This window comes from Vibrio sp. 1F263 (genome assembly GCF_041439035.1).
GTDB classification, from domain to species: domain Bacteria; phylum Pseudomonadota; class Gammaproteobacteria; order Enterobacterales; family Vibrionaceae; genus Vibrio; species Vibrio tasmaniensis_A.
In genome coordinates, this window is record NZ_JBGONI010000007.1 from 93,506 (window position 1) to 112,864 (window position 19,359).

The 19,359-nt window shown below is 44.4% G+C and carries 15 protein-coding genes and 2 tRNA genes; 4 read left to right on the forward strand and 13 right to left on the reverse strand.

Annotated elements, in window-relative coordinates; genetic code table 11:
• Positions 1-20 precede the first annotated feature (20 nt).
• The 9 genes from nusA to rlmE form a co-directional block, all read right to left on the reverse strand.
• On the reverse strand, positions 21-1,508 hold the full coding sequence (gene nusA, locus ACED25_RS06970; RefSeq protein WP_009847542.1) for a transcription termination factor NusA: 1,488 nt from the start codon (positions 1,506-1,508) through the stop codon (positions 21-23).
• Positions 1,509-1,543: 35 nt separating this feature from the next.
• A complete protein-coding gene (gene rimP, locus ACED25_RS06975; protein WP_004734501.1) occupies positions 1,544-1,999 on the reverse strand; it encodes a ribosome maturation factor RimP in 456 nt (151 codons plus the stop codon).
• A gap of 237 nt (positions 2,000-2,236) precedes the next feature.
• Positions 2,237-2,313, reverse strand: a tRNA-Met gene (locus ACED25_RS06980).
• 53 nt (positions 2,314-2,366) lie between these two features.
• Positions 2,367-2,451: transfer RNA gene (locus tag ACED25_RS06985), tRNA-Leu, on the reverse strand.
• Between the two features lie 16 nt (positions 2,452-2,467).
• Positions 2,468-2,800 carry a preprotein translocase subunit SecG gene (gene secG / locus ACED25_RS06990; protein ID WP_009847546.1) on the reverse strand — a complete coding sequence of 111 codons (333 nt, stop codon included), beginning with the start codon at positions 2,798-2,800 and terminating at the stop codon, positions 2,468-2,470.
• Between the two features lie 278 nt (positions 2,801-3,078).
• On the reverse strand, positions 3,079-4,419 hold the full coding sequence (glmM, locus tag ACED25_RS06995) for a phosphoglucosamine mutase (protein WP_017101803.1): 1,341 nt from the start codon (positions 4,417-4,419) through the stop codon (positions 3,079-3,081).
• Between the two features lie 21 nt (positions 4,420-4,440).
• Positions 4,441-5,271, reverse strand: a complete 831-nt coding sequence (gene folP / locus ACED25_RS07000; RefSeq protein ID WP_009847544.1) for a dihydropteroate synthase — start codon at positions 5,269-5,271, stop codon at positions 4,441-4,443.
• An 89-nt stretch (positions 5,272-5,360) separates the two neighbouring features.
• A complete protein-coding gene (ftsH, locus tag ACED25_RS07005; RefSeq protein WP_371694955.1) occupies positions 5,361-7,331 on the reverse strand; it encodes an ATP-dependent zinc metalloprotease FtsH in 1,971 nt (656 codons plus the stop codon).
• A gap of 107 nt (positions 7,332-7,438) precedes the next feature.
• Complete coding sequence (gene rlmE, locus ACED25_RS07010; RefSeq protein ID WP_009847548.1) at positions 7,439-8,068, reverse strand: 23S rRNA (uridine(2552)-2'-O)-methyltransferase RlmE; 630 nt, start codon at positions 8,066-8,068, stop codon at positions 7,439-7,441.
• 114 nt (positions 8,069-8,182) lie between these two features.
• Between rlmE and yhbY the strand changes: the two genes are divergently transcribed.
• Positions 8,183-8,479, forward strand: a complete 297-nt coding sequence (yhbY, locus tag ACED25_RS07015) for a ribosome assembly RNA-binding protein YhbY (RefSeq protein WP_004734509.1) — start codon at positions 8,183-8,185, stop codon at positions 8,477-8,479.
• A 124-nt stretch (positions 8,480-8,603) separates the two neighbouring features.
• On the opposite strand, the gene greA is transcribed toward yhbY, so the two are convergent.
• Positions 8,604-9,077, reverse strand: a complete 474-nt coding sequence (greA, locus tag ACED25_RS07020) for a transcription elongation factor GreA (protein WP_009847549.1) — start codon at positions 9,075-9,077, stop codon at positions 8,604-8,606.
• Between the two features lie 515 nt (positions 9,078-9,592).
• On the opposite strand from greA, the gene ACED25_RS07025 reads away from it, so the two are divergent.
• Positions 9,593-10,621, forward strand: a complete 1,029-nt coding sequence (locus ACED25_RS07025) for a porin (protein WP_371694957.1) — start codon at positions 9,593-9,595, stop codon at positions 10,619-10,621.
• Between the two features lie 112 nt (positions 10,622-10,733).
• Positions 10,734-12,167 (forward strand): serine-type D-Ala-D-Ala carboxypeptidase, encoded by a 1,434-nt coding sequence (gene dacB, locus ACED25_RS07030; RefSeq protein WP_371694959.1) that lies wholly within the window; start codon positions 10,734-10,736, stop codon positions 12,165-12,167.
• Positions 12,168-12,276: 109 nt separating this feature from the next.
• On the opposite strand, the gene ACED25_RS07035 is transcribed toward dacB, so the two are convergent.
• Positions 12,277-13,122, reverse strand: coding sequence for a magnesium transporter (locus tag ACED25_RS07035; RefSeq protein ID WP_009847552.1), 846 nt, complete (start codon positions 13,120-13,122; stop codon positions 12,277-12,279).
• A 442-nt stretch (positions 13,123-13,564) separates the two neighbouring features.
• Positions 13,565-14,752 carry a tyrosine--tRNA ligase gene (gene tyrS, locus ACED25_RS07040; protein ID WP_135384165.1) on the reverse strand — a complete coding sequence of 396 codons (1,188 nt, stop codon included), beginning with the start codon at positions 14,750-14,752 and terminating at the stop codon, positions 13,565-13,567.
• Between the two features lie 129 nt (positions 14,753-14,881).
• Between tyrS and ACED25_RS07045 the strand changes: the two genes are divergently transcribed.
• Positions 14,882-16,171 (forward strand): peptidoglycan DD-metalloendopeptidase family protein, encoded by a 1,290-nt coding sequence (locus tag ACED25_RS07045; protein ID WP_371694962.1) that lies wholly within the window; start codon positions 14,882-14,884, stop codon positions 16,169-16,171.
• Between the two features lie 96 nt (positions 16,172-16,267).
• On the opposite strand, the gene ACED25_RS07050 is transcribed toward ACED25_RS07045, so the two are convergent.
• Positions 16,268-19,357: an efflux RND transporter permease subunit gene (locus ACED25_RS07050; RefSeq protein WP_371694963.1), complete on the reverse strand. Its 3,090-nt coding sequence runs from the start codon at positions 19,355-19,357 to the stop codon at positions 16,268-16,270.
• Positions 19,358-19,359: the final 2 nt, after the last annotated feature.

Sequence of the window (19,359 nt, forward strand, 5' to 3'; positions counted from 1 at the left end):
CGCTCTCTCTCCTTGCTGAATTATTCTTCGTCGCCGAACCAACAGATGTTACGCGCAGCCATAATTAGCTCGCCTGCACGCTCTGCAGTTAGGTCTTCGATGCCTTCTAGTTCATCAACGCCTTGGTCAGCTAGGTCTTCCAATGTCGCAACGCCTTTTGCTGCTAGCTTGTAAGCCATTTCACGCTCAAGACCTTCAAGTGCAAGTAGGTCTTCAGCTGGCTCAACACCATCGAAAGTTTCTTCTTTCGCTAGCGCTAGAGTTGTCAGTGCGTCTTTCGCGCGGTTACGCAATTCTTCAACGATACCTTCATCTAGACCATCTACTTCAAGAAGCTCGTTCACAGGAACGTAGGCTACTTCTTCAAGCGTAGAGAAGCCTTCTTCAACAAGCATTTGAGCAAAGTCTTCTTCGATATCTAGGTGCTTCATGAAGTTTTCAATAGAAGCAACTGCTTCTTCTTGGTGCTTCTTCTCTAGATCAGCAACAGTCATTACGTTCAGTTCCCAACCAGTAAGTTGAGACGCTAGACGTACGTTTTGACCGCTACGACCGATAGCTTGCGCTAGGTTGTCAGCTTCAACCGCGATGTCCATTGAGTGCGTATCTTCATCAACGATGATAGAAGCAACATCAGCAGGAGCCATTGCATTGATAACGAATTGCGCCGGGTTATCATCCCAAAGCACGATATCGATACGCTCACCGCCAAGGTCGTTAGATACAGCTTGTACACGTGCGCCACGCATACCAACACACGCACCAACAGGGTCAATACGTTTGTCGTTTGTTTTAACGGCGATTTTAGCACGAGAACCAGCGTCACGTGCAGCACCTTTAAGTTCAATTAGCTCTTCACCAATCTCAGGCACTTCAACACGGAATAGTTCAGCTAGCATTTCTGGCTTAGAACGAGTAACAAACAGCTGGAAGCCGCGAGCTTCTGGCTTAACTGCGTATAGAAGACCACGAACACGGTCACCTGGACGGAAGTTTTCACGAGGAAGTTGGTCATCACGAAGGATTACCGCTTCAGCGTTGTTACCTAGATCTAGAATCACTGTGTCACGGTTAACTTTCTTAACTGCGCCAGTGACTAGCTCGCCTTCGTTATCAATAAACTGTTCAACGATTTGAGCGCGTTCAGCTTCACGTACTTTCTGTACGATAACTTGCTTAGCTGTTTGAGTCGTAATACGGTCAAACGTTACTGATTCGATATCATCTTCAATGAAACCGCCAAGTTCGATCTCTGGATCATCGTACTTTGCAGCTTCAATAGAGATTTCTTTTGTTGGGAATTCAACTTCCTCAACAGCTTCCCAACGGCGGAAAGTTTCGAAATTACCCGTTTTACGGTCAATCTCAACACGAACTTCGATTTCTAGTTCGCTTTTCTTTTTTGTTGCCGTTGCAAGCGCGATTTCAAGCGCTTCAAAAATACGCTCACGAGGAACTGCTTTCTCATTAGAAACAGCTTCTACTACCGCCAAAATTTCTTTGTTCATTAATCTAGCCTCTTAAGCTCTTCTCTCTAGGAGAACTAAAATTTAGGGATCAGGTTAGCTTTCGCAATATTGCTCAGGACGAATTCTTCTTCTTGTCCTTCAACCAATACTTTCACTGTCTCGCCTTCGATAGATTGGATATCACCTTTCCATTTACGACGGTTGCCGACAGCCATTTTCAAAACGATGCTTACCTCGTGACCAATAAATTGTTGGTAATGCTCAGCTTTGAACAGTGGTCTCTCTAAACCTGGTGAAGACACTTCAAGGTTATAAGCCACTGAAATTGGATCTTCAACGTCCATTACGGCACTTACTTGGTGACTAACTTCAGAGCAATCATCTACATTGATACCATTTGGTGAATCGATGTAAATGCGTAGCGTTGAGTGCTCACCAGCACGAATAAATTCTAATCCAACTAACTCATAACCCGATGCTGCTACTGGAGCGTCAAGCATTTCAGTAAGTTGTCTTTCTAAACCAGTCATTTAACCACTCCAGAAACAAAAAAAGGGCTCAAAGCCCAATTTAAATTCCAAGCAAACATTATCATCTAAATGCATTTATAAATGCTTAGATAACAAAAAACCCCGTATAAGCCGGGGTTTTTGTTGCTGGACCCTTATATGTTAAGTGTCATCATATTTGATATCACACTTAACTCACAGTGAGGTTCACACTGTGCAAACTTGCTACCAATACAAGCTATATAATAGCATTGTAATTGGTTGCGGGAGCCGGATTTGAACCGACGACCTTCGGGTTATGAGCCCGACGAGCTACCAAACTGCTCCATCCCGCGTCCGACTTGTGAGCATTATACGCCCAACAAGATGTTTTACAAGTTTGTAAACATGGTGCCGAGAGAGGGACTCGAACCCTCACACCCTAAGGCACTAGCACCTCATGCTAGCGTGTCTACCAATTTCACCATCTCGGCATCAAATCTTTACAGATTATTGTGGAATTTCGTCGCCTTGCGCCGGAACTTCACTCACTGCATCTTCAGCTTGTTGAATCACCTGACCTTGAGTCGGGTCAATCCACTGTGACTCAGTTTTATGTGTAGACATATTACCAAGCACTAAGCTAAGGATAAAAAATGTAGTTGCAAAAATTGCAGTCATTCGGGTAAGGAAATTTCCTGAGCCACCAGCACCAAACACAGTGTTTGAAGCGCCAGCACCGAAAGAGGCTCCCATATCTGCGCCTTTACCTTGTTGAATCAACACTAGGCCAATTACACCAAGCGCTGCCAACAGGTAAATCACAAGTAGAACTGTAAACATTTTTCCACCTATGTTCCTAATTGTTGAGCCAGCGCCGTTCAAAAAACTATTTTTAAGAACAAGGCTAGCGACCTCCTAACTGAAGGCCGAGCAATACTAGCGAATGCGACGATGACTGACAAGGGGAATTTACTAAAAAATAAGCCTTTACCAAGCAAGTGGTCAAAAAAAGGGCAAAAGGGACACAAAACTCATTTGCGTCCCTTTTTAATCATCACATAACTAAAACCCGGCCGCCACAAGTGAGACCGACTTCGCCTGTTACGGCAAACGTTTTATTAGCAATTCGCTTTTACTGCATCAGCAATTTTCAGTGCAGAACTCTGAACAAGTTCAGCATCTTCACCTTCGACCATTACGCGCAGTAGTGGCTCAGTACCCGATTTGCGTAATAGCACACGACCTTTCTCACCGAGTTCCGTCTCGACTTCAATAACAGCCGCTTTCACAGCCTCTGCTTCTAGTGGGTTTGAATCACCACTGAAACGAACATTTTCTAGAACTTGAGGGTATAACGTCATACCTTGAGAAAGCTCATTCAGTGTCATTTCACTATCGACAACTGAGGCCAATACTTGCAGAGCAGCGACGATAGCATCACCTGTCGTCACTTTATCTAATAGGATAACGTGCCCCGAGTTCTCAGCACCGATCTTCCAGCCTTTAGCTAGAAGTTGTTCCATAACATAGCGGTCACCAACAGCAGCACGTACAAACGGAATACCTAACTGCTTAAGGCCGTTTTCCATCCCAAGGTTGGTCATTAGCGTACCAACAACGCCGCCTTTCAACTCACCACGACGCAGTGCATCGCGAGCAATAATGTAAGCAATTTGGTCACCATCAACTTTATTGCCTAGCTCGTCAACCATGATGATGCGGTCACCATCACCATCAAAGCCAAGACCTAACGCCGCTTTTTCTTCAAGCACTTTAGCTTGCAGAGCGCGCACATCAGTCGCACCGACTTCGTGGTTGATGTTAGTTCCATTTGGCTCCACACCAATCGCAACAACCTCAGCACCCAGCTCTTTAAATACAGCAGGCGCAATGTGGTAAGTCGCACCATGCGCGCAATCCACCACAATTTTCATACCCGCTAGCGTCATTTTGTGTGGGAATGTACTTTTACAAAATTCAATATAACGGCCTGCTGCATCATTTAGGCGTACCGCTTTACCTAATTCGGAAGATTCCACGCACTCGATATCTTTGTCTAGCTCAGCTTCGATGGCGAGTTCAATCTCATCCGACAATTTAGTACCTTCAGACGAGAAGAACTTGATGCCGTTGTCATAGAAGGGGTTGTGCGATGCAGAGATAACAATTCCCGCTTCAGCACGGAAAGTTTGTGTTAGGTAAGCAACAGCCGGTGTCGGCATTGGCCCCGTAAACGTGGCTTGAAGACCAGCAGCAGCTAAGCCAGCTTCTAAAGCAGACTCAAGCATGTAACCAGAAATACGAGTATCTTTACCGATGATCACTTTCTTTGTGCCCTGCTTTGCAAGAACACGACCAGCAGCCCAGCCAAGCTTCAAAACAAAATCAGGTGTGATTGGGTACTGGCCCACTTTTCCACGTACACCATCTGTGCCGAAGTAACGTCTTTTATCAGACATATTGATTTTCCTTAATTATGATTAGTGATTGTTATTCATCACTTCGATTATCTTCATCGCTTCCAATGTATCTTCAACATCGTGAACGCGAATAATTTGTGCACCTTTCATTGCTGCGATTGTTGCGCAAGTAACGCTAGCGACCATGCAGTCAGCTGGGACTTTGTCTAGTAGCTTAAAGATCATCGATTTTCTCGACATCCCCGCTAAGACAGGCAAACCAAGCGTATGAAACTTTTCAAGGTGCGCTAATAAATGGTAATTGTGTTCGATGGTTTTACCAAAACCAAAACCAGGGTCAAGAATCAGCTGCTCTTTTGATATACCGACCGCCTCACAAGCTTCGACCCTTTCTTGTAAAAAGTCTTCGACATCTGTTAGAACATCTTCGTAGCTTGGATTGGCTTGCATGGTTCTTGGCTGACCTTTCATATGCATCAAGCAAATAGGTACATTAGCCTCTGCGGCCACTTCTAGAGATCCGGGCTCTTGCAGTGCGCGTACATCATTGATCAAATCTGCCCCTGCATCAACAGCCTGGCGCATCACCTCAGCTTTGCTGGTATCAATCGAGATCCAAACATCAAACTTGGCGCGAATCGCTCTAATCGCCGGGATAACTCGAGCTAACTCTTCCTCTAAGGACACCTCTGGAGCACCTGGACGAGTCGACTCACCACCAATATCAATAATGCTAACACCAGCCTGAATCATTCGCTCTGCTTGCAGTAAAGCATTATCTAATGAATTGAATTTTCCGCCATCAGAGAAAGAGTCAGGCGTAACATTGAGGATACCCATCACATGTGGGCGGTCTAAAACGAGCGTTTTATTGTGTGCTTTTAATATCATGGAAGGTGGGTCTTAAAGGTAAAAAATATCTTGGGCTAGAAACAGAAAAACCCTGAGCGTACTCAGGGTTTTAATTTAAAGCTTAGCAATTAAGAATCTTTGTTTTGAGCATCATCTGATTCAGATTTAACTTCTTCAACTGTCGACTCTTCAGCTTTTGGCTCGGCTTCTGCTTGCTCTTCTGATGTAGCTTCAGGTTTAGCTTCTTCCTTTGCAGGTTCTGCTTTCGCCTGATCACCCCAACCAGCAGGCTCACGAATGTCAGTCTTACGCTCCATGAGGTCATCAATCTGACCCGCATCGATCGTTTCGTACTTCATAAGCGCATCTTTCATCGAGTGCATCAAATCCATATTATCTTCTAGAATTTGCTTAGCTCGAGCGTAGTTGCGGTCGATAAGAATGCGAATTTCTTCATCGATAAGTCGAGTTGTATCGTCAGAAACATGTTTCGCCTGGCTCATGCCGCGACCTAGGAAAACTTCGCCTTCTTCTTCAGCATAAAGAAGAGGACCTAGTTTTTCCGAGAAGCCCCACTGCGTTACCATCTTACGAGCAATATCAGTTGCACGCTCGATATCGTTTGACGCACCGGTCGAAACTTTGTCTTTACCGTAGATAAGTTCTTCAGCAAGACGACCACCGTACAAGCTAGAGATCATTGATTCTAGATGCTGGCGAGACATGCTTACGCGGTCTTGCTCAGGTAAGTACATAGTTACACCAAGCGCACGACCACGTGGGATGATTGATACTTTATACACTGGATCGTGTTCAGGTACCAAACGACCAACAATTGCGTGACCTGCTTCGTGGTAAGCCGTTGACTCTTTCACTTCCTCAGACATCACCATTGAACGGCGCTCTGCACCCATCATAATTTTGTCTTTCGCAAGTTCAAACTCAACCATAGATACATTGCGTTTGTTACCACGAGCAGCAAATAGAGCCGCTTCGTTAACAAGGTTCGCAAGGTCTGCACCAGAGAAACCTGGAGTACCACGAGCAATCAGAGATGGTTCAACATCACCTGACAGTGGCACTTTACGCATGTGTACTTTAAGAATCTGTTCACGACCACGTACATCAGGTAGACCAACCACAACTTGACGGTCAAAACGACCAGGACGAAGTAATGCAGGGTCTAGTACGTCTGGACGGTTAGTCGCAGCGATAACAATAATACCTTCGTTACCTTCGAAACCATCCATCTCAACCAGCATTTGGTTAAGTGTTTGCTCACGTTCATCGTGACCACCACCAACACCAGCGCCACGTTGACGACCTACCGCATCGATTTCATCGATAAAGATGATACAAGGCGCTGCTTTCTTCGCTTGTTCGAACATGTCACGCACACGAGATGCACCAACACCAACAAACATTTCAACGAAGTCAGAACCAGAGATAGTAAAGAACGGTACTTTCGCTTCACCAGCAATCGCTTTTGCAAGCAATGTCTTACCCGTACCAGGAGGACCTACCAACAGGATACCTGTCGGGATCTTACCACCAAGCTTTTGGAAGCGGCTTGGGTCACGAAGGTAATCCACAAGCTCTTTCACGTCTTCTTTTGCTTCGTCACAACCAGCAACATCAGCAAACATCGTTTTGATTTGTTCTTCGCTCATCATTCGAGCTTTGCTCTTACCAAAAGACATTGCGCCTTTACCGCCGCCGCCGCCTTGCATTTGACGCATGAAGAAAATCCACACACCAATCAGTAAGATCATTGGGAACCATGAAATGAAGATAGTGCCAAGCAGGCTCTGCTCTTCAGGTGGTGTACCCTGAACTTTTACGTTTTGATTAATTAAGTCATCAAGTAGCTTTTGATCATAAACAGGCATGTAAGTTACATACTTAGAGCCACCACCACGACGTGTGAAAGTGATTTCGCTGTTATTGAACTGTGCGTCTTGAATCTGGCCTTGGCCAACTTCCTGTACAAACGTGGTGTAATCTACTGCTCTGCCGTTACTTTCCCCAGGGCCGAAGCTCTGGAATACCGACATCAACACTACCGCGATAACAAGCCACAGAATTAAATTTTTTGCCATGTCACTCAAGGTGTAAGCCTCTCGATAACTAATTGTAATTAAAGGTAGGGTACTACAGTTTGTAACCTGTAGCCATGTTGTTAACTCTCACTCTTGGAAGAGAATCGTTAACCTTTGTAACCAGTTGCTACGATAAACACTTCACGAGAGCGAGCTCGAGAAGAGTCGGGTTTTCTAACTTTGACTGTTTTAAACATCTCACGGACGTCCTTAACATATTGGTCAAACCCTTCGCCTTGGAATACTTTTACAACAAAACTACCATTGGTAGCTAGAACTTGTCGACACATATCCAAAGCTAATTCAACTAAATACATAGCTCTTGGCTGATCCACAGAATTGTTGCCTGCTATATTAGGTGCCATATCAGACATCACGACATCAACCATGTTTGGTTGTATACGTTCCAGCAACGCATCTAGCACAGCTTCTTCGCGGAAATCGCCTTGTAAAAAGCTCACTCCAGCAATCGGATCCATTGGTAACAAGTCACACGCAATGATTTGACCGTTGTCTCCGATAATCTTAGCAGCATATTGAGACCAACCGCCAGGCGCTGCACCCAAATCCACAATGGTCATCCCTGGAGTCAGCAATTTATCTTTCGTTTGAATCTCTTCCATTTTGAAATAAGCACGCGAACGATAGCCTTTTTTTCTGGCTTCATTTGCGTACTTGTCGTCGAAGTGTTCCTTCAACCAACGGCCCGAACTGGCCGAGTGTTTCTGTTTGCTCATTGGATACCTAAATTGGAGGAAAGTACTAATTGCTGAATAAATTATAGTCTTCAGCTTTAGATGGCGTTAAAATAGGTTTTTTCAACCCTAATACTAAATAAAATTGGCCGCGTAATGAACCTAAGTACCAAACAAAAGCAGCATCTAAAGGGCCTAGCTCACAGTTTAAAACCTGTTGTGCTAATGGGCGCAAATGGACTTACTGAAGCTGTTCTAGCGGAAATCGAATTAGCTCTAGACCACCACGAACTGATCAAGATTAAAGTTGCATCAGAAGACCGTGAGACTAAGCAACTGATTATCGATGCAATTGTACGTGAATCTAAAGCTGAGAAAGTACAGACTATCGGTAAAGTTCTAGTACTGTTCCGTCAGTCAGAAGCACGTAAAATCGAGATTCCACGCAAGTAAGCGAGCTTAATATAAGCTAACTTCATTAAAAGAAAGCCACTGCGCTTAGCTTTTAGTGTAGCGTGAGAAACGAAAAAGGTCGCATTAGCGACCTTTTTACTTATCAAAAACAAAGAAAATTCAATTAGATGTATTCTACTTTGTCGATTTCGAAGTCTTTATCACCACCAGGGGTAGAGATCAGTACTTCATCACCTTCCATCTTACCGATAAGACCACGTGCAATTGGGGATTTCACAGAAATGCGACCCGTTTTGATATCGGCTTCATCTTCAGAAACGATTTGGTAGCGGAATTCTTCATCCGTATCTACGTCAATCAAAGTCACTGTCGTGCCAAAGATAATCTTACCTGTGTTATCCATCTGCGTTACATCGATGATCTGAGCCAGTGATAGCTTATATTCAATATCTCGAATTTGAGCTTCACAGATACCCTGCTCTTCACGAGCGGCGTGGTATTCAGCATTCTCTTTCAAGTCACCGAGTTCACGAGCTTCACCAATAGCTGCTGAAATAATAGGACGTAGCTTAAGTAGGCGATCTAATTCGTCACGTAGCTGCTGAGCGCCACGTACTGTCATTGGAACCTTTTCCATTTTTTACCTCTATGCCAAAGCTTTCTTTGGCCAACATAAATCCACCCAACATACTTATTGGGTGATAGAAACAAAACGATTTGGCTTAGTGTAAACAAACTTTATGGCTAAATCACCTTTATTCCACTTTGCGTTATAAAAGCTTTATCTAGGTCTAAATTACAGACATCACAAAAATGAATAATAACCTCACCATCAATAAGTTGGCGATAAAATATCTAAAAAAAACAAAAATAAACCAAATAAACACAGATCACACTTTTATAAAAATCATATAAAAACAAACACTTAACCATGCCCAAACCCAATAAAACAGTGTTCATAATTTTTATTGATATCATTTTACTACCTGATGGTGGAACTTTAGGGTTAAAAAGTACCCCACGGATTGTTCTGGCAAGTTTCACGCTTTTGTTCTAAGCATGATTATGAAGCTTGATTAATACGAGCAATACACAAAAAGGATTCAAATCCTTGATAAATACCTTTATGGACAGTAATTAGGAATTAATAACATGAACAAGACTATGATCGCGCTTGCTGTATCTGCTGCAGCTCTTGCTACTGGTGCTAACGCTTCAGAACTATACAACCAAGACGGTACTTCTTTAGAAATGGGTGGCCGTGCGGAAGCTCGTCTATCTATGAAAGATGGCAAAGCGTCTGACGAATCTCGCATTCGTCTTAACTTTCTAGGTAAAGTTGAAATCCAAGATGGCCTATACGGCGTTGGTTTCTACGAAGGTGAATTCACTACAGCTGACTCTAAAGCAACATCGAATGATAACGGTTCTGACCTTGATAACCGTTACACGTACGCTGGTCTTGGCGGTACATTTGGTGAAGTAACTTACGGTAAAAACGATGGCGCATTAGGCGTAATCACTGACTTTACCGATATCATGGCTTACCACGGTAACTCGGCTGCAGATAAACTAGCGGCTGCTGACCGTACTGACAATATGCTTTCTTACAAAGGTCAGTTCCAAGACCTAAGCGTAAAAGCAAGCTACCGTTTTGCTGACCGCTCTGAGAACGCAGCAGGAACTGACTATGTAGATAACGGTAAAGATGGCTACTCTCTATCTGCTATCTACGCAATCGGCGAGACTGGCGTTAAACTAGGTGCTGGTTACGCAGACCAAGACCAATCTAACGAGTACATGCTTTCTGGTTCTTACGCTATCTCTGACCTGTACTTCGCAGGTGTATTCACTGATGGTGAAAAGCAATCTCCGGGACTAAACAACAATAATGCCGTTGATTACACTGGTTACGAGTTAGCAGCAGCTTACACACTAGGCCAAACTGTATTCTCGACTACGTACAACAACGCTGAAACTGATAGCGAAACGTCTGCTGACAATATCGCTGTTGATGCAACGTACTACTTCAAGCCCAACTTCCGTGGCTACGTATCGTACAACTTCAACCTAATCTCAGCGGGTGACAAGATCGGTACTACAAACTCTGTAGCAAACAGCATCGCAACTTCTGCACAAGCTGAAGACGAGCTAGCTCTAGGTCTACGTTACGACTTCTAATTCTGATTATCTAATTGATTAATTAGTTAATTGAGAATCAAAACGCCCGCTCTATAGCGGGCGTTTTTTATATCTGTATACTGAAAACATCAGTCATCCAAGAAAATCTTCTATGCGCCTTCTATCCAGTTTACTCCTATGTGGTTTGTCACTGTGTAGCTATTCAATTAGTGCTTTCGAATACCTCCCTCTAGATAAACTGCCCGATGGCAGTAGCACAAGCTTGATACTGAAGTCATTGAGTGATGATTCGAGTAAGTTGAACACCAATAGCGATGGCTTTTACCCCCCCGCCAGTACGTTAAAGCTAGTCACCGCTTTGGCAGCCAAATTGGAGTTAGGAGATAATTTTAACTACACGACCAGCATTGCGCGTTCTAATAAAGATGTCGTGATCGCATTCAGTGGTGACCCTACACTACAAAGAGAGCATCTAAAAAACCTTTTAGATCAATATGCTAAATCGCAATCTAAAACCATCAAGGGCAACTTATACCTCGATAACTCAGCTTTTACTGGCTATCAACGAGCGGTTGGTTGGCCTTGGGACATTTTAGGCGTTTGTTACAGCGCTCCCTCTAGTGCAATGACCTTAGACAGTAACTGCGCACAAGCCTCTATTTATACAAAAGATAACGGTACAACACGCGTATATATTCCCGCTCACTATCCGATAGACGTGACAACCTCAGCAGCCACGGTAACTCGCTCTGGCCAAAAGGCAACGCAATGCGACCTTGAGCTTATTACTACCCCAGATAACACTTACAAGCTCTCTGGTTGCTTAGTTGAACGTAAGAAACCACTGCCGCTCAAGTTCGCGATTCAAAGTCCAGAACTTTACACCTATCAAGTCGTTACATCGATTCTTAAAGAACTGAGAATTGAAGTAAAAGGCAATGTGGTCGTTGGCAAAAAAGCTAAAGCAGGCAAAAGCACGTTAATCGCAAGTCACAGCTCAGAGAAACTTCCCGAACTGATTAATATCATGCTCAAGAAATCAGACAATCTAATAGCAGACAACCTAACCAAAACACTGGGTGCGACATTTTATGTTCAACCGGGCAGCTTTAATAACGGCACTGAAGCGATAAAGCAGATATTACTGACCAAAGCCAATATTGACCTAAGCCAAGCACAGTTGGTCGATGGTTCAGGGCTATCCAGAAATAACCGCATGACCTCGCAAACCATGGCTCAGGTACTTCGTTATATCTGGGAGAACGATAAACAGCTCAACCTGATTGAGGCTATGCCTACATCTGGCACTGATGGAACACTCAAATACCGTCAAAGCATGAGAAAAGCACCAATCCAAGGTAACATTATTGCCAAAAGTGGTTCTTTGTATGGGAGCTACAACATGGCAGGCTTTGGTTTAGATAAAGCGGGAAAACCAAACTCTCTATTTGTACAGTTTGTCCGTGATTACTTTCCTGACACACCAGATCCAGAAAAACCAGTAGAAGCACCCATCACCCAGTTTGAACGAGCTTTCTACACAAATGTAGTTGAATTCAGTCAAACACAGAGCAAACCTAAGTAATGTTCAACTCTGTTTAAGCTTCTACTTAAGCAATAAAAATGGCGCTGAAGATCTTGAATCTTCAGTGCCATTTTTGTCTCTAAGGTGCTTTTAGCTATTTTTATAAATGCTAAGCGATCCCTAAGAATGAATTAACCACAGTGAAGTAGATCCACATTCCAGAGATATCCACTATCGAAGCCAGTACAGGGCTCACTAACACAGCAGGATCAAGTTTGAAGAATCGAGCGACTATCGGTAACCCACCGCCGAGTACAGTTGATATGGTCACTTGAATAAACAGAGCAACAGCAATCGCGTAAGCAATCATATTAATGTCGTAACCACCCGTTGACTGGTTGTCACTGAATAATAAGATTCGGCCAATCATCACCAAGGCGATCGCAAGAGCTAAACAGATAGCAACTCTAAGCTCTTTCCATAGAACGTTGGCCCACTGGCGTTTCTTCAATTCCCCTGTGGCTAAGGCCCTAATGACCAAAGTCGCAGCTTGTGTTCCTGTGTTGCCACCCGCGGCAGCGATTACCGGCATATAGATCGCCAGAAGTACTAGCTGGCTAAGAATGTCTTCATACTGAGCAATGATAAGCCCAGAGACAATGCCCAGCAGTGCTAAGGCAATAATCCAACCGATACGCTGCCTAACATGGCTAAGCACTCCAGTTGAAAGGTAACCTTGTTGAGGTTCAACCTCTGAGTAGATCAGCCCTAGTTGGTGAGCTAGATGTCGAGAGCGCTTCTCAAAGCCCTGCTCTTCTAGCTCACTAAGTAAAGTCTGAATCGTACTAAGAGAGCATTGCCCAAGCACTAACACCGCATCTTCAAGTGGCATGCGGTTCAAAAGGTTAATTTGTTGCTCACGTCCGTACTGTTGAAAAGCATTCGATACAGCTTGGATGTCTTGCTCTGAGTACAGAGCTTCAATAGATAAAAAAGTGTTGTTCATTACCGTCATGGCGAATCTCCCGATTGGCAAAGGTAACGACCATCAAAACAAGTAGCCTATAGAGAGTACCCCGAGAGTATAAAGCGGTGTACACCAAGAGCGTATAGCTATATACATCAAGAATATACAACTAAGCGCACCAAGAGCTTAAAGCACTGATGTGTCTACTTGTTAGAATCTAGAGTGTGGAAAAGAATGAGGGGGAAAAACAAAGATACCCTACCTGAACGGAAGGACAATAGATCAATACCGAGACAGGTTATTCTTCTCCATTCAAACTAGGAGGATGGTCGGTATTGTTCATAAAAATCTCCAAAATTACTGTCAGCTCGACAGCGCGCATAGTGTAACAATCCTGTAAAAAATTCTTCGTCAACTTTCTGTCAATAAATAGGGGTCAATAAAAAAGGCATCCGAAGATACCTTTTCTATAAATCATTGAGATTTAATATTACTTAATAGTAATACGAGCAAACTTACGCTTACCTACTTGGTAGACCGCAGTACCTGCTTCAGGTACCAATTTGCTGTCTTCAATCTTCTCGCCTTCAAGCTTAGCAGCGCCTTGCTTGATCATACGCATCGCATCAGAAGTCGAGTTTACAAGACCTGCTTCCTTTAGAACGTTCGCAATTGGCAGGCCTGCTTCGAATTCAAATTCAGGCATTTCATCAGGAACTTGGTTCTTAGCAAAACGGTTAACGAACTCTTGTTCAGCCGCTTCAGCATCGGCTTCACTGTGGAAACGAGCAATGATCTCTTTAGCAAGAAGTACTTTCACGTCACGAGGGTTTTTGCCCGCCTCAACGCCAGCTTTCAGTTCCGCAACTTCTTCAAGAGGACGGAAAGACAGTAGCTCGTAGTAGCTCCACATTAGATCGTCAGAGATAGACATGATCTTACCAAACATCTCGCTTGGTGCTTCACTGATACCGATGTAGTTGTGCGCAGACTTAGACATCTTCTTAACGCCGTCTAAACCAACAAGTAGTGGCATCATTAGTACCGCTTGTGGTTTTTGACCTGCAGCTTTTTGCAGTTCACGACCCATTAGAAGGTTAAACTTCTGGTCAGTACCGCCAAGCTCAACATCGCTCTCTAGTGCAACAGAGTCGTGACCTTGAAGAAGTGGGTACATGAATTCGTGGATTGCGATCGGTTGACCACCAGCGTAACGCTTTTTAAAGTCATCACGCTCAAGCATACGCGCAACAGTTTGGTTAGAAGCAAGACGAATCATGCCTTCTGCACCAAGCTCAGATAACCACTCAGAGTTGAAACGAATTTGCGTTTTCGCAGGATCTAGAATCTTGAATACTTGCTCTTTGTAAGTTTCAGCATTCTTCAATACGTCTTCACGGCTTAGCGGTGGACGTGTTGAGTTCTTACCTGATGGATCACCAACCATTGCTGTGAAATCACCGATAAGGAACGTCACTTCATGACCAAGCTCTTGGAAAGCACGAAGCTTGTTAAAGATAACCGTATGGCCTAGGTGGATATCTGGAGCGGTTGGATCGGCACCCAGTTTAATGCGTAAAGGACGACCTTCTTTTAGTTTCGCAATCAGTTCGTCTTCTGGAATCAGTTCTTCTACGCCACGTTTGATCTCGGCTAGTGCAGCTTCAATACTCGCCATTCTTGTTCACTCCCACAGATTTGGCAAAAATATAATAATTAGACATCTTACTTGAATAGCGATGTATTTTGAAACCAGTTACACTATTCCGTCGTCTATTTTCATAATATTTACAGAACGAACCGGAACATGTTGTCTATTTTTGCACGCCTTCCCATTTTGCACCGGGCATTTATCGCATTTTTTAGTGCCGTAATTTTTATCGCTATTTTCTTACTCCCCGACGTCAACAGCTTACGTGACGATACGGGAGCTTTAGTCGTTGGAAAACACTACCCACTGACGATCAGTGCATCAGCACTTGTTAGCTCAAGTGACGCACCACCGACGGCAGTACTCAAATGGGAGAAATACACCGTTCGCTCTGGCGAAAGCACCTCTGTTTTATTTGAACGTATTGGCCTTTCATACCGTTTGCTGATCACTCTACTCAATACCAACAACGATATTAAGAAGCAGCTGTCCAATCTAAGACCTGGCGACGTATTACAATTCGGCTTTGATGAAAACAACGACCTTATTCAGTTGAAGCGACAACTTAGTGCGTTTGAAAGCTTCAAGATCACTAAGTCTGGCGATTCATTCACCTCTAGCTTCGACAAAAAGGAAGTGGCCTACCAATACAACTATGCCGAAGCCAACATCACGTCTAACTTCTGGAACGCCGGCGTCAATGCAGGCCTAACCGCAAACCAAATTATGGAACTGGCGGGCATCTTCGGTTGGGATATCGACTTTGCGTTGGATATTCGCAACAACGACAGCTTTAAGATTTTGTACCAAGAGAAAGTCGTTGAAGGCGAAGTGATAGGTCGCGGCAAGATCATGGCGGCAGTATTCAAAAACCAAGGTGATTCATTTACCGCGGTATTAGATGATAGAAGCGGCAACTACTTCGATGAAAATGGTCGTGCAATGAAGAAAGCCTTCTTGCGCTCACCGATTGATTTTCGCCGTGTAACATCGAACTTTAACCCTCGTAGAAAACACCCAGTAACCGGTAAGGTTCGAGCTCACCGAGGCACCGACTACGCAGCCCCTGTTGGCACACCTATCTGGGCAGCCGGTGACGGTATTGTTCAGAAATCGGGTTATAACCAATTCAATGGTAACTACGTGTTCATTCGCCACAGCAACACCTATATCACTAAATACTTGCATATGAAGCGACGTATGGTAAAAACAGGTCAGCGCGTAAAACAAGGCCAAACCATTGGTACTTTGGGCGGTACAGGCCGTGTGACTGGCCCGCACTTACACTATGAATTCTTGGTCAATGGCGTACATAAAAATGCGCGAACCGTGAAATTACCGCAATCTAAGTCGTTAACCGGTAAAGCAAAAGCAACCTTTATTGCCAACTCAGAGATTCGACTGAATAACCTTGAGCGATACGGCCAGTTACTAGCGACTAATTAGGCAACTAGATACCAATTAGGTTAAGAGCCCTATAAACCAACGAAAAGAGCGCCCACCAAGGCGCTCTTTTTTATGTTCATCGAACCACTGTATCTACTATTTTTCAGGCTTCTTATCTCGCCCTAGCATTAATAGACAAGGCGTCAGCACCAAGGTTAGTACCGTTGCAAATGCCAACCCTCCCGCAATGGCCGTAGCGAGTTGCGACCACCATTGCGTACTCGGCGCGCCAAACTCTATTTTTTGGTTGATCAAGTCGATGTTCATCTCTAATACCATCGGCATCAAGCCTAAGATCGTAGTCACTGTAGTCAGCATTACGGGTCTTAAACGCTGAACACCTGTCCTGAGAATCGCATCTCGCTTGTCCAAGCCGCGTTTTATCAGTTGGTTATAGGTATCAATCAGCACAATATTGTTGTTTACCACAATTCCTGCCAGCGCTATCACTCCAATACCGGACATCACAATGCCAAACGGACGCTGGAAGATAAGCAGACCAACAAACACACCAACCGTAGAGAATAGCACCGCACTAAGAATCAAGAACGCTTGATAGAAGCTATTGAACTGAGTAATCAAAATCAACGCCATCACCGCAAGAGCAACCATGAATGCACTTTGTAAGAAGGCAGAAGAGTTTTCTTGCTCTTCATTTTGACCACGGATACGAAATTCTACGCTACTAGGTAGCCCCAATTCACTTAACGCTTGCTCAATCTTTGGCAGTTCGAGGGCAAGGTTATAGCCCTCTTCCATATCCGCCATGATGTTCACTACGCGCTTACCATCGAGGCGTTTAATCGTATCTTGCTTGTGGTCGGGAACAATCTGAGCAAAGTTGGTGATCGGCACCAAGCCAGCAGGTGTTTTGACTCTCAACTGGTCAAAGCGTCCGATATCTCTTTTATCATTAGGGTAACGCACCAAGATATCGACCTCTTCTGATGAGTCATCAGGCAGGTAATCACCAATCTTGAGACCATTGGTAACGAATTGAACGGTATTACCCACCAAGGTCGCATCAGCGGAAAAGCGTGCGGCATCGTCTCGGCGAATATCCACTTTCCAATCAATGCCATCTTTGCTTGCTGTATCACTGATGTTAGTCAGAGCTTGATTACCATCCGCCCAGTTTCTTACAATTTTTGCAGCCTGATTCAGCTGTTCTGGTGTTGTTGCTGACAGCTCAATCACTAAATCATTTTCAACCGGAGGCCCTGCATCTGGAAACTTATATTCAATCTCAACACCAGCGTATTGATCGGTTTGCACCTTTAATTCATCAATAATCGCTTTAACACTACGACGATATTGCCAATCAACAGGAGTAATCGAGATCAAGCCAATCTGGTCGTCCCCCCCCGTGCGTGTGTAAACAGTATCGAACTCATCATGATTAAGCATCATTTGCTCAATATCGCGCATGATGTCATCTTTTTCTTGAATAGAAAGATCACCATGTGAGCGAACTTTGACATTAAAGAATGGTGGATCAACCTCAGGGAAGAACTCTGCACCTAGGCCCGCTTTGGAGTAAGTAAAACCAACTGCAACCGCGAGCAATATCGCACTGAACAGAATCTTAAAGGGATGCTTAATCGCAATCGAAAGCGTGTGGTAATACGCCTTGGTTAAGCCCGTTGCTTGTGAAAAATCACCATTATGCAGTGCCACCATTCGAGTTTGGCTCTTGGGCGATACGTATTGAGGTTTGCCAATCAAGCCACCTAATACCGGTACAAACAACAACGCCATAATCAATGAAGCGGTTAGCGTTGCAATCAGTGTTAGTGGCAGAAACTTCATGAATTCGCCTGTCACATCCGGCCAAAACAGTAACGGAGCAAATGCAGCTAAGGTTGTCGCTGTCGATGCGGTTATCGGCCATGCCATCCGTTTCGCTGCGTCTCGGTAAGCTTCTTTTCTACCTTCACCTTCTTGCATTCGCCTATCGGCAAACTCGGTAACAACAATCGCGCCGTCGACCAACATACCAACGGCCATGATCAAAGAGAACAGAACCACAATGTTGACGGTTAGACCAAACACAGACAACACCAACAATCCCGTGAGGAATGATCCAGGTATTGAAATTCCAACCAATAACGCGGTTCGAACACCAAGAATGGCGATGATAACGATCACCACTAAAATGATGGCGGACAAGATATTGTTTTGAAGATCGTTGAGCATGATCTTCACATCTTTAGATTCATCCCAGGTGTATTTAACCAATAAGTTATTGGGCCATTCCGCTTGTTGTTGAGCACCAGCCATAACCGCTTTAACTAACTCTACGGTTTCGATGATATTTTCACCCGCACGCTTCTTGATATCCAAGACCACCGCAGATTTACCATCTAAACGGGCAAAGCTTTCAGGATCTCGAAACGCTCGACGAACCGTGGCCACATCACCAAAGGTTACAACCTGTTTACCATCCACTTTAATTGGTAGCTCAAGCACGTCTTTTAGAGAGTTAAACACCGAAGGAACTTTGACTGAGAAACGTCCGTAGCCAGTGTCAACAAAACCAGCGGCGACCACTCGATTGTTCAGAGCGATCAGGTTATAGATATCCGCTTGATCTAAGCTGTAGCTCTCCATCAACAGCGGATCGACAATGATCTCAACAATGTCATCGCGATCGCCTGCAATATCGACCTCTAGAATTTGGCGATAGCTTTCGAGCTTATCCCCAAGCTCTCGAGCAATTTGCACTATGGTGCGCTCAGGAACGGTACCAAACAGAACAACTGACAACACTGGCTGCTCAGACGCGAGTGTTACTTCATTTACGGTCGGCTCATCACTGTCTTCTGGCAATTTTGGTTTGGCTAAATCGACGGCATCACGCACATCAGCCATCGCTTTGGTGAGATCAACGCCAACATTAAACTCCAACACAACTGAGGCGTGGCCTTCTGCTGCGGTTGCGGTCATCTCTTTTACGCCTTCAATCGACCTCAGCTCTTGTTCTATCGGTCTAACCAATAAGCGTTCTGCATCGGTTGGCGAAATACCTTGGTGCCCAACAGAAACGTAGATAATCGGGATGGTAATGTCGGGGCTCGATTCTTTGGGGATCGTGATATAGGTAACGACACCTGCGACCAATATGAGTGCCAAAAGAGAGAGCATTGTTCGAGCTCGAGACAAGGCTGCATCAATAATTGAATACATCG

Excerpts from the sequence above, each read along its gene's own strand:
- nusA (WP_009847542.1), bottom strand. The coding sequence starts at position 1,508 with ATGAACAAAGAAATTTTGGCGGTAGTAGAAGCTGTTTCTAATGAGAAA.
- rimP (WP_004734501.1), bottom strand. The coding sequence starts at position 1,999 with ATGACTGGTTTAGAAAGACAACTTACTGAAATGCTTGACGCTCCAGTA.
- secG (WP_009847546.1), bottom strand. The coding sequence starts at position 2,800 with ATGTTTACAGTTCTACTTGTGATTTACCTGTTGGCAGCGCTTGGTGTA.
- glmM (WP_017101803.1), bottom strand. The coding sequence starts at position 4,419 with ATGTCTGATAAAAGACGTTACTTCGGCACAGATGGTGTACGTGGAAAA.
- folP (WP_009847544.1), bottom strand. The coding sequence starts at position 5,271 with ATGATATTAAAAGCACACAATAAAACGCTCGTTTTAGACCGCCCACAT.
- ftsH (WP_371694955.1), bottom strand. The coding sequence starts at position 7,331 with ATGGCAAAAAATTTAATTCTGTGGCTTGTTATCGCGGTAGTGTTGATG.
- rlmE (WP_009847548.1), bottom strand. The coding sequence starts at position 8,068 with ATGAGCAAACAGAAACACTCGGCCAGTTCGGGCCGTTGGTTGAAGGAA.
- yhbY (WP_004734509.1), top strand. The coding sequence starts at position 8,183 with ATGAACCTAAGTACCAAACAAAAGCAGCATCTAAAGGGCCTAGCTCAC.
- greA (WP_009847549.1), bottom strand. The coding sequence starts at position 9,077 with ATGGAAAAGGTTCCAATGACAGTACGTGGCGCTCAGCAGCTACGTGAC.
- ACED25_RS07025 (WP_371694957.1), top strand. The coding sequence starts at position 9,593 with ATGAACAAGACTATGATCGCGCTTGCTGTATCTGCTGCAGCTCTTGCT.
- dacB (WP_371694959.1), top strand. The coding sequence starts at position 10,734 with ATGCGCCTTCTATCCAGTTTACTCCTATGTGGTTTGTCACTGTGTAGC.
- ACED25_RS07035 (WP_009847552.1), bottom strand. The coding sequence starts at position 13,122 with ATGACGGTAATGAACAACACTTTTTTATCTATTGAAGCTCTGTACTCA.
- tyrS (WP_135384165.1), bottom strand. The coding sequence starts at position 14,752 with ATGGCGAGTATTGAAGCTGCACTAGCCGAGATCAAACGTGGCGTAGAA.
- ACED25_RS07045 (WP_371694962.1), top strand. The coding sequence starts at position 14,882 with ATGTTGTCTATTTTTGCACGCCTTCCCATTTTGCACCGGGCATTTATC.
- ACED25_RS07050 (WP_371694963.1), bottom strand. The coding sequence starts at position 19,357 with ATGTATTCAATTATTGATGCAGCCTTGTCTCGAGCTCGAACAATGCTC.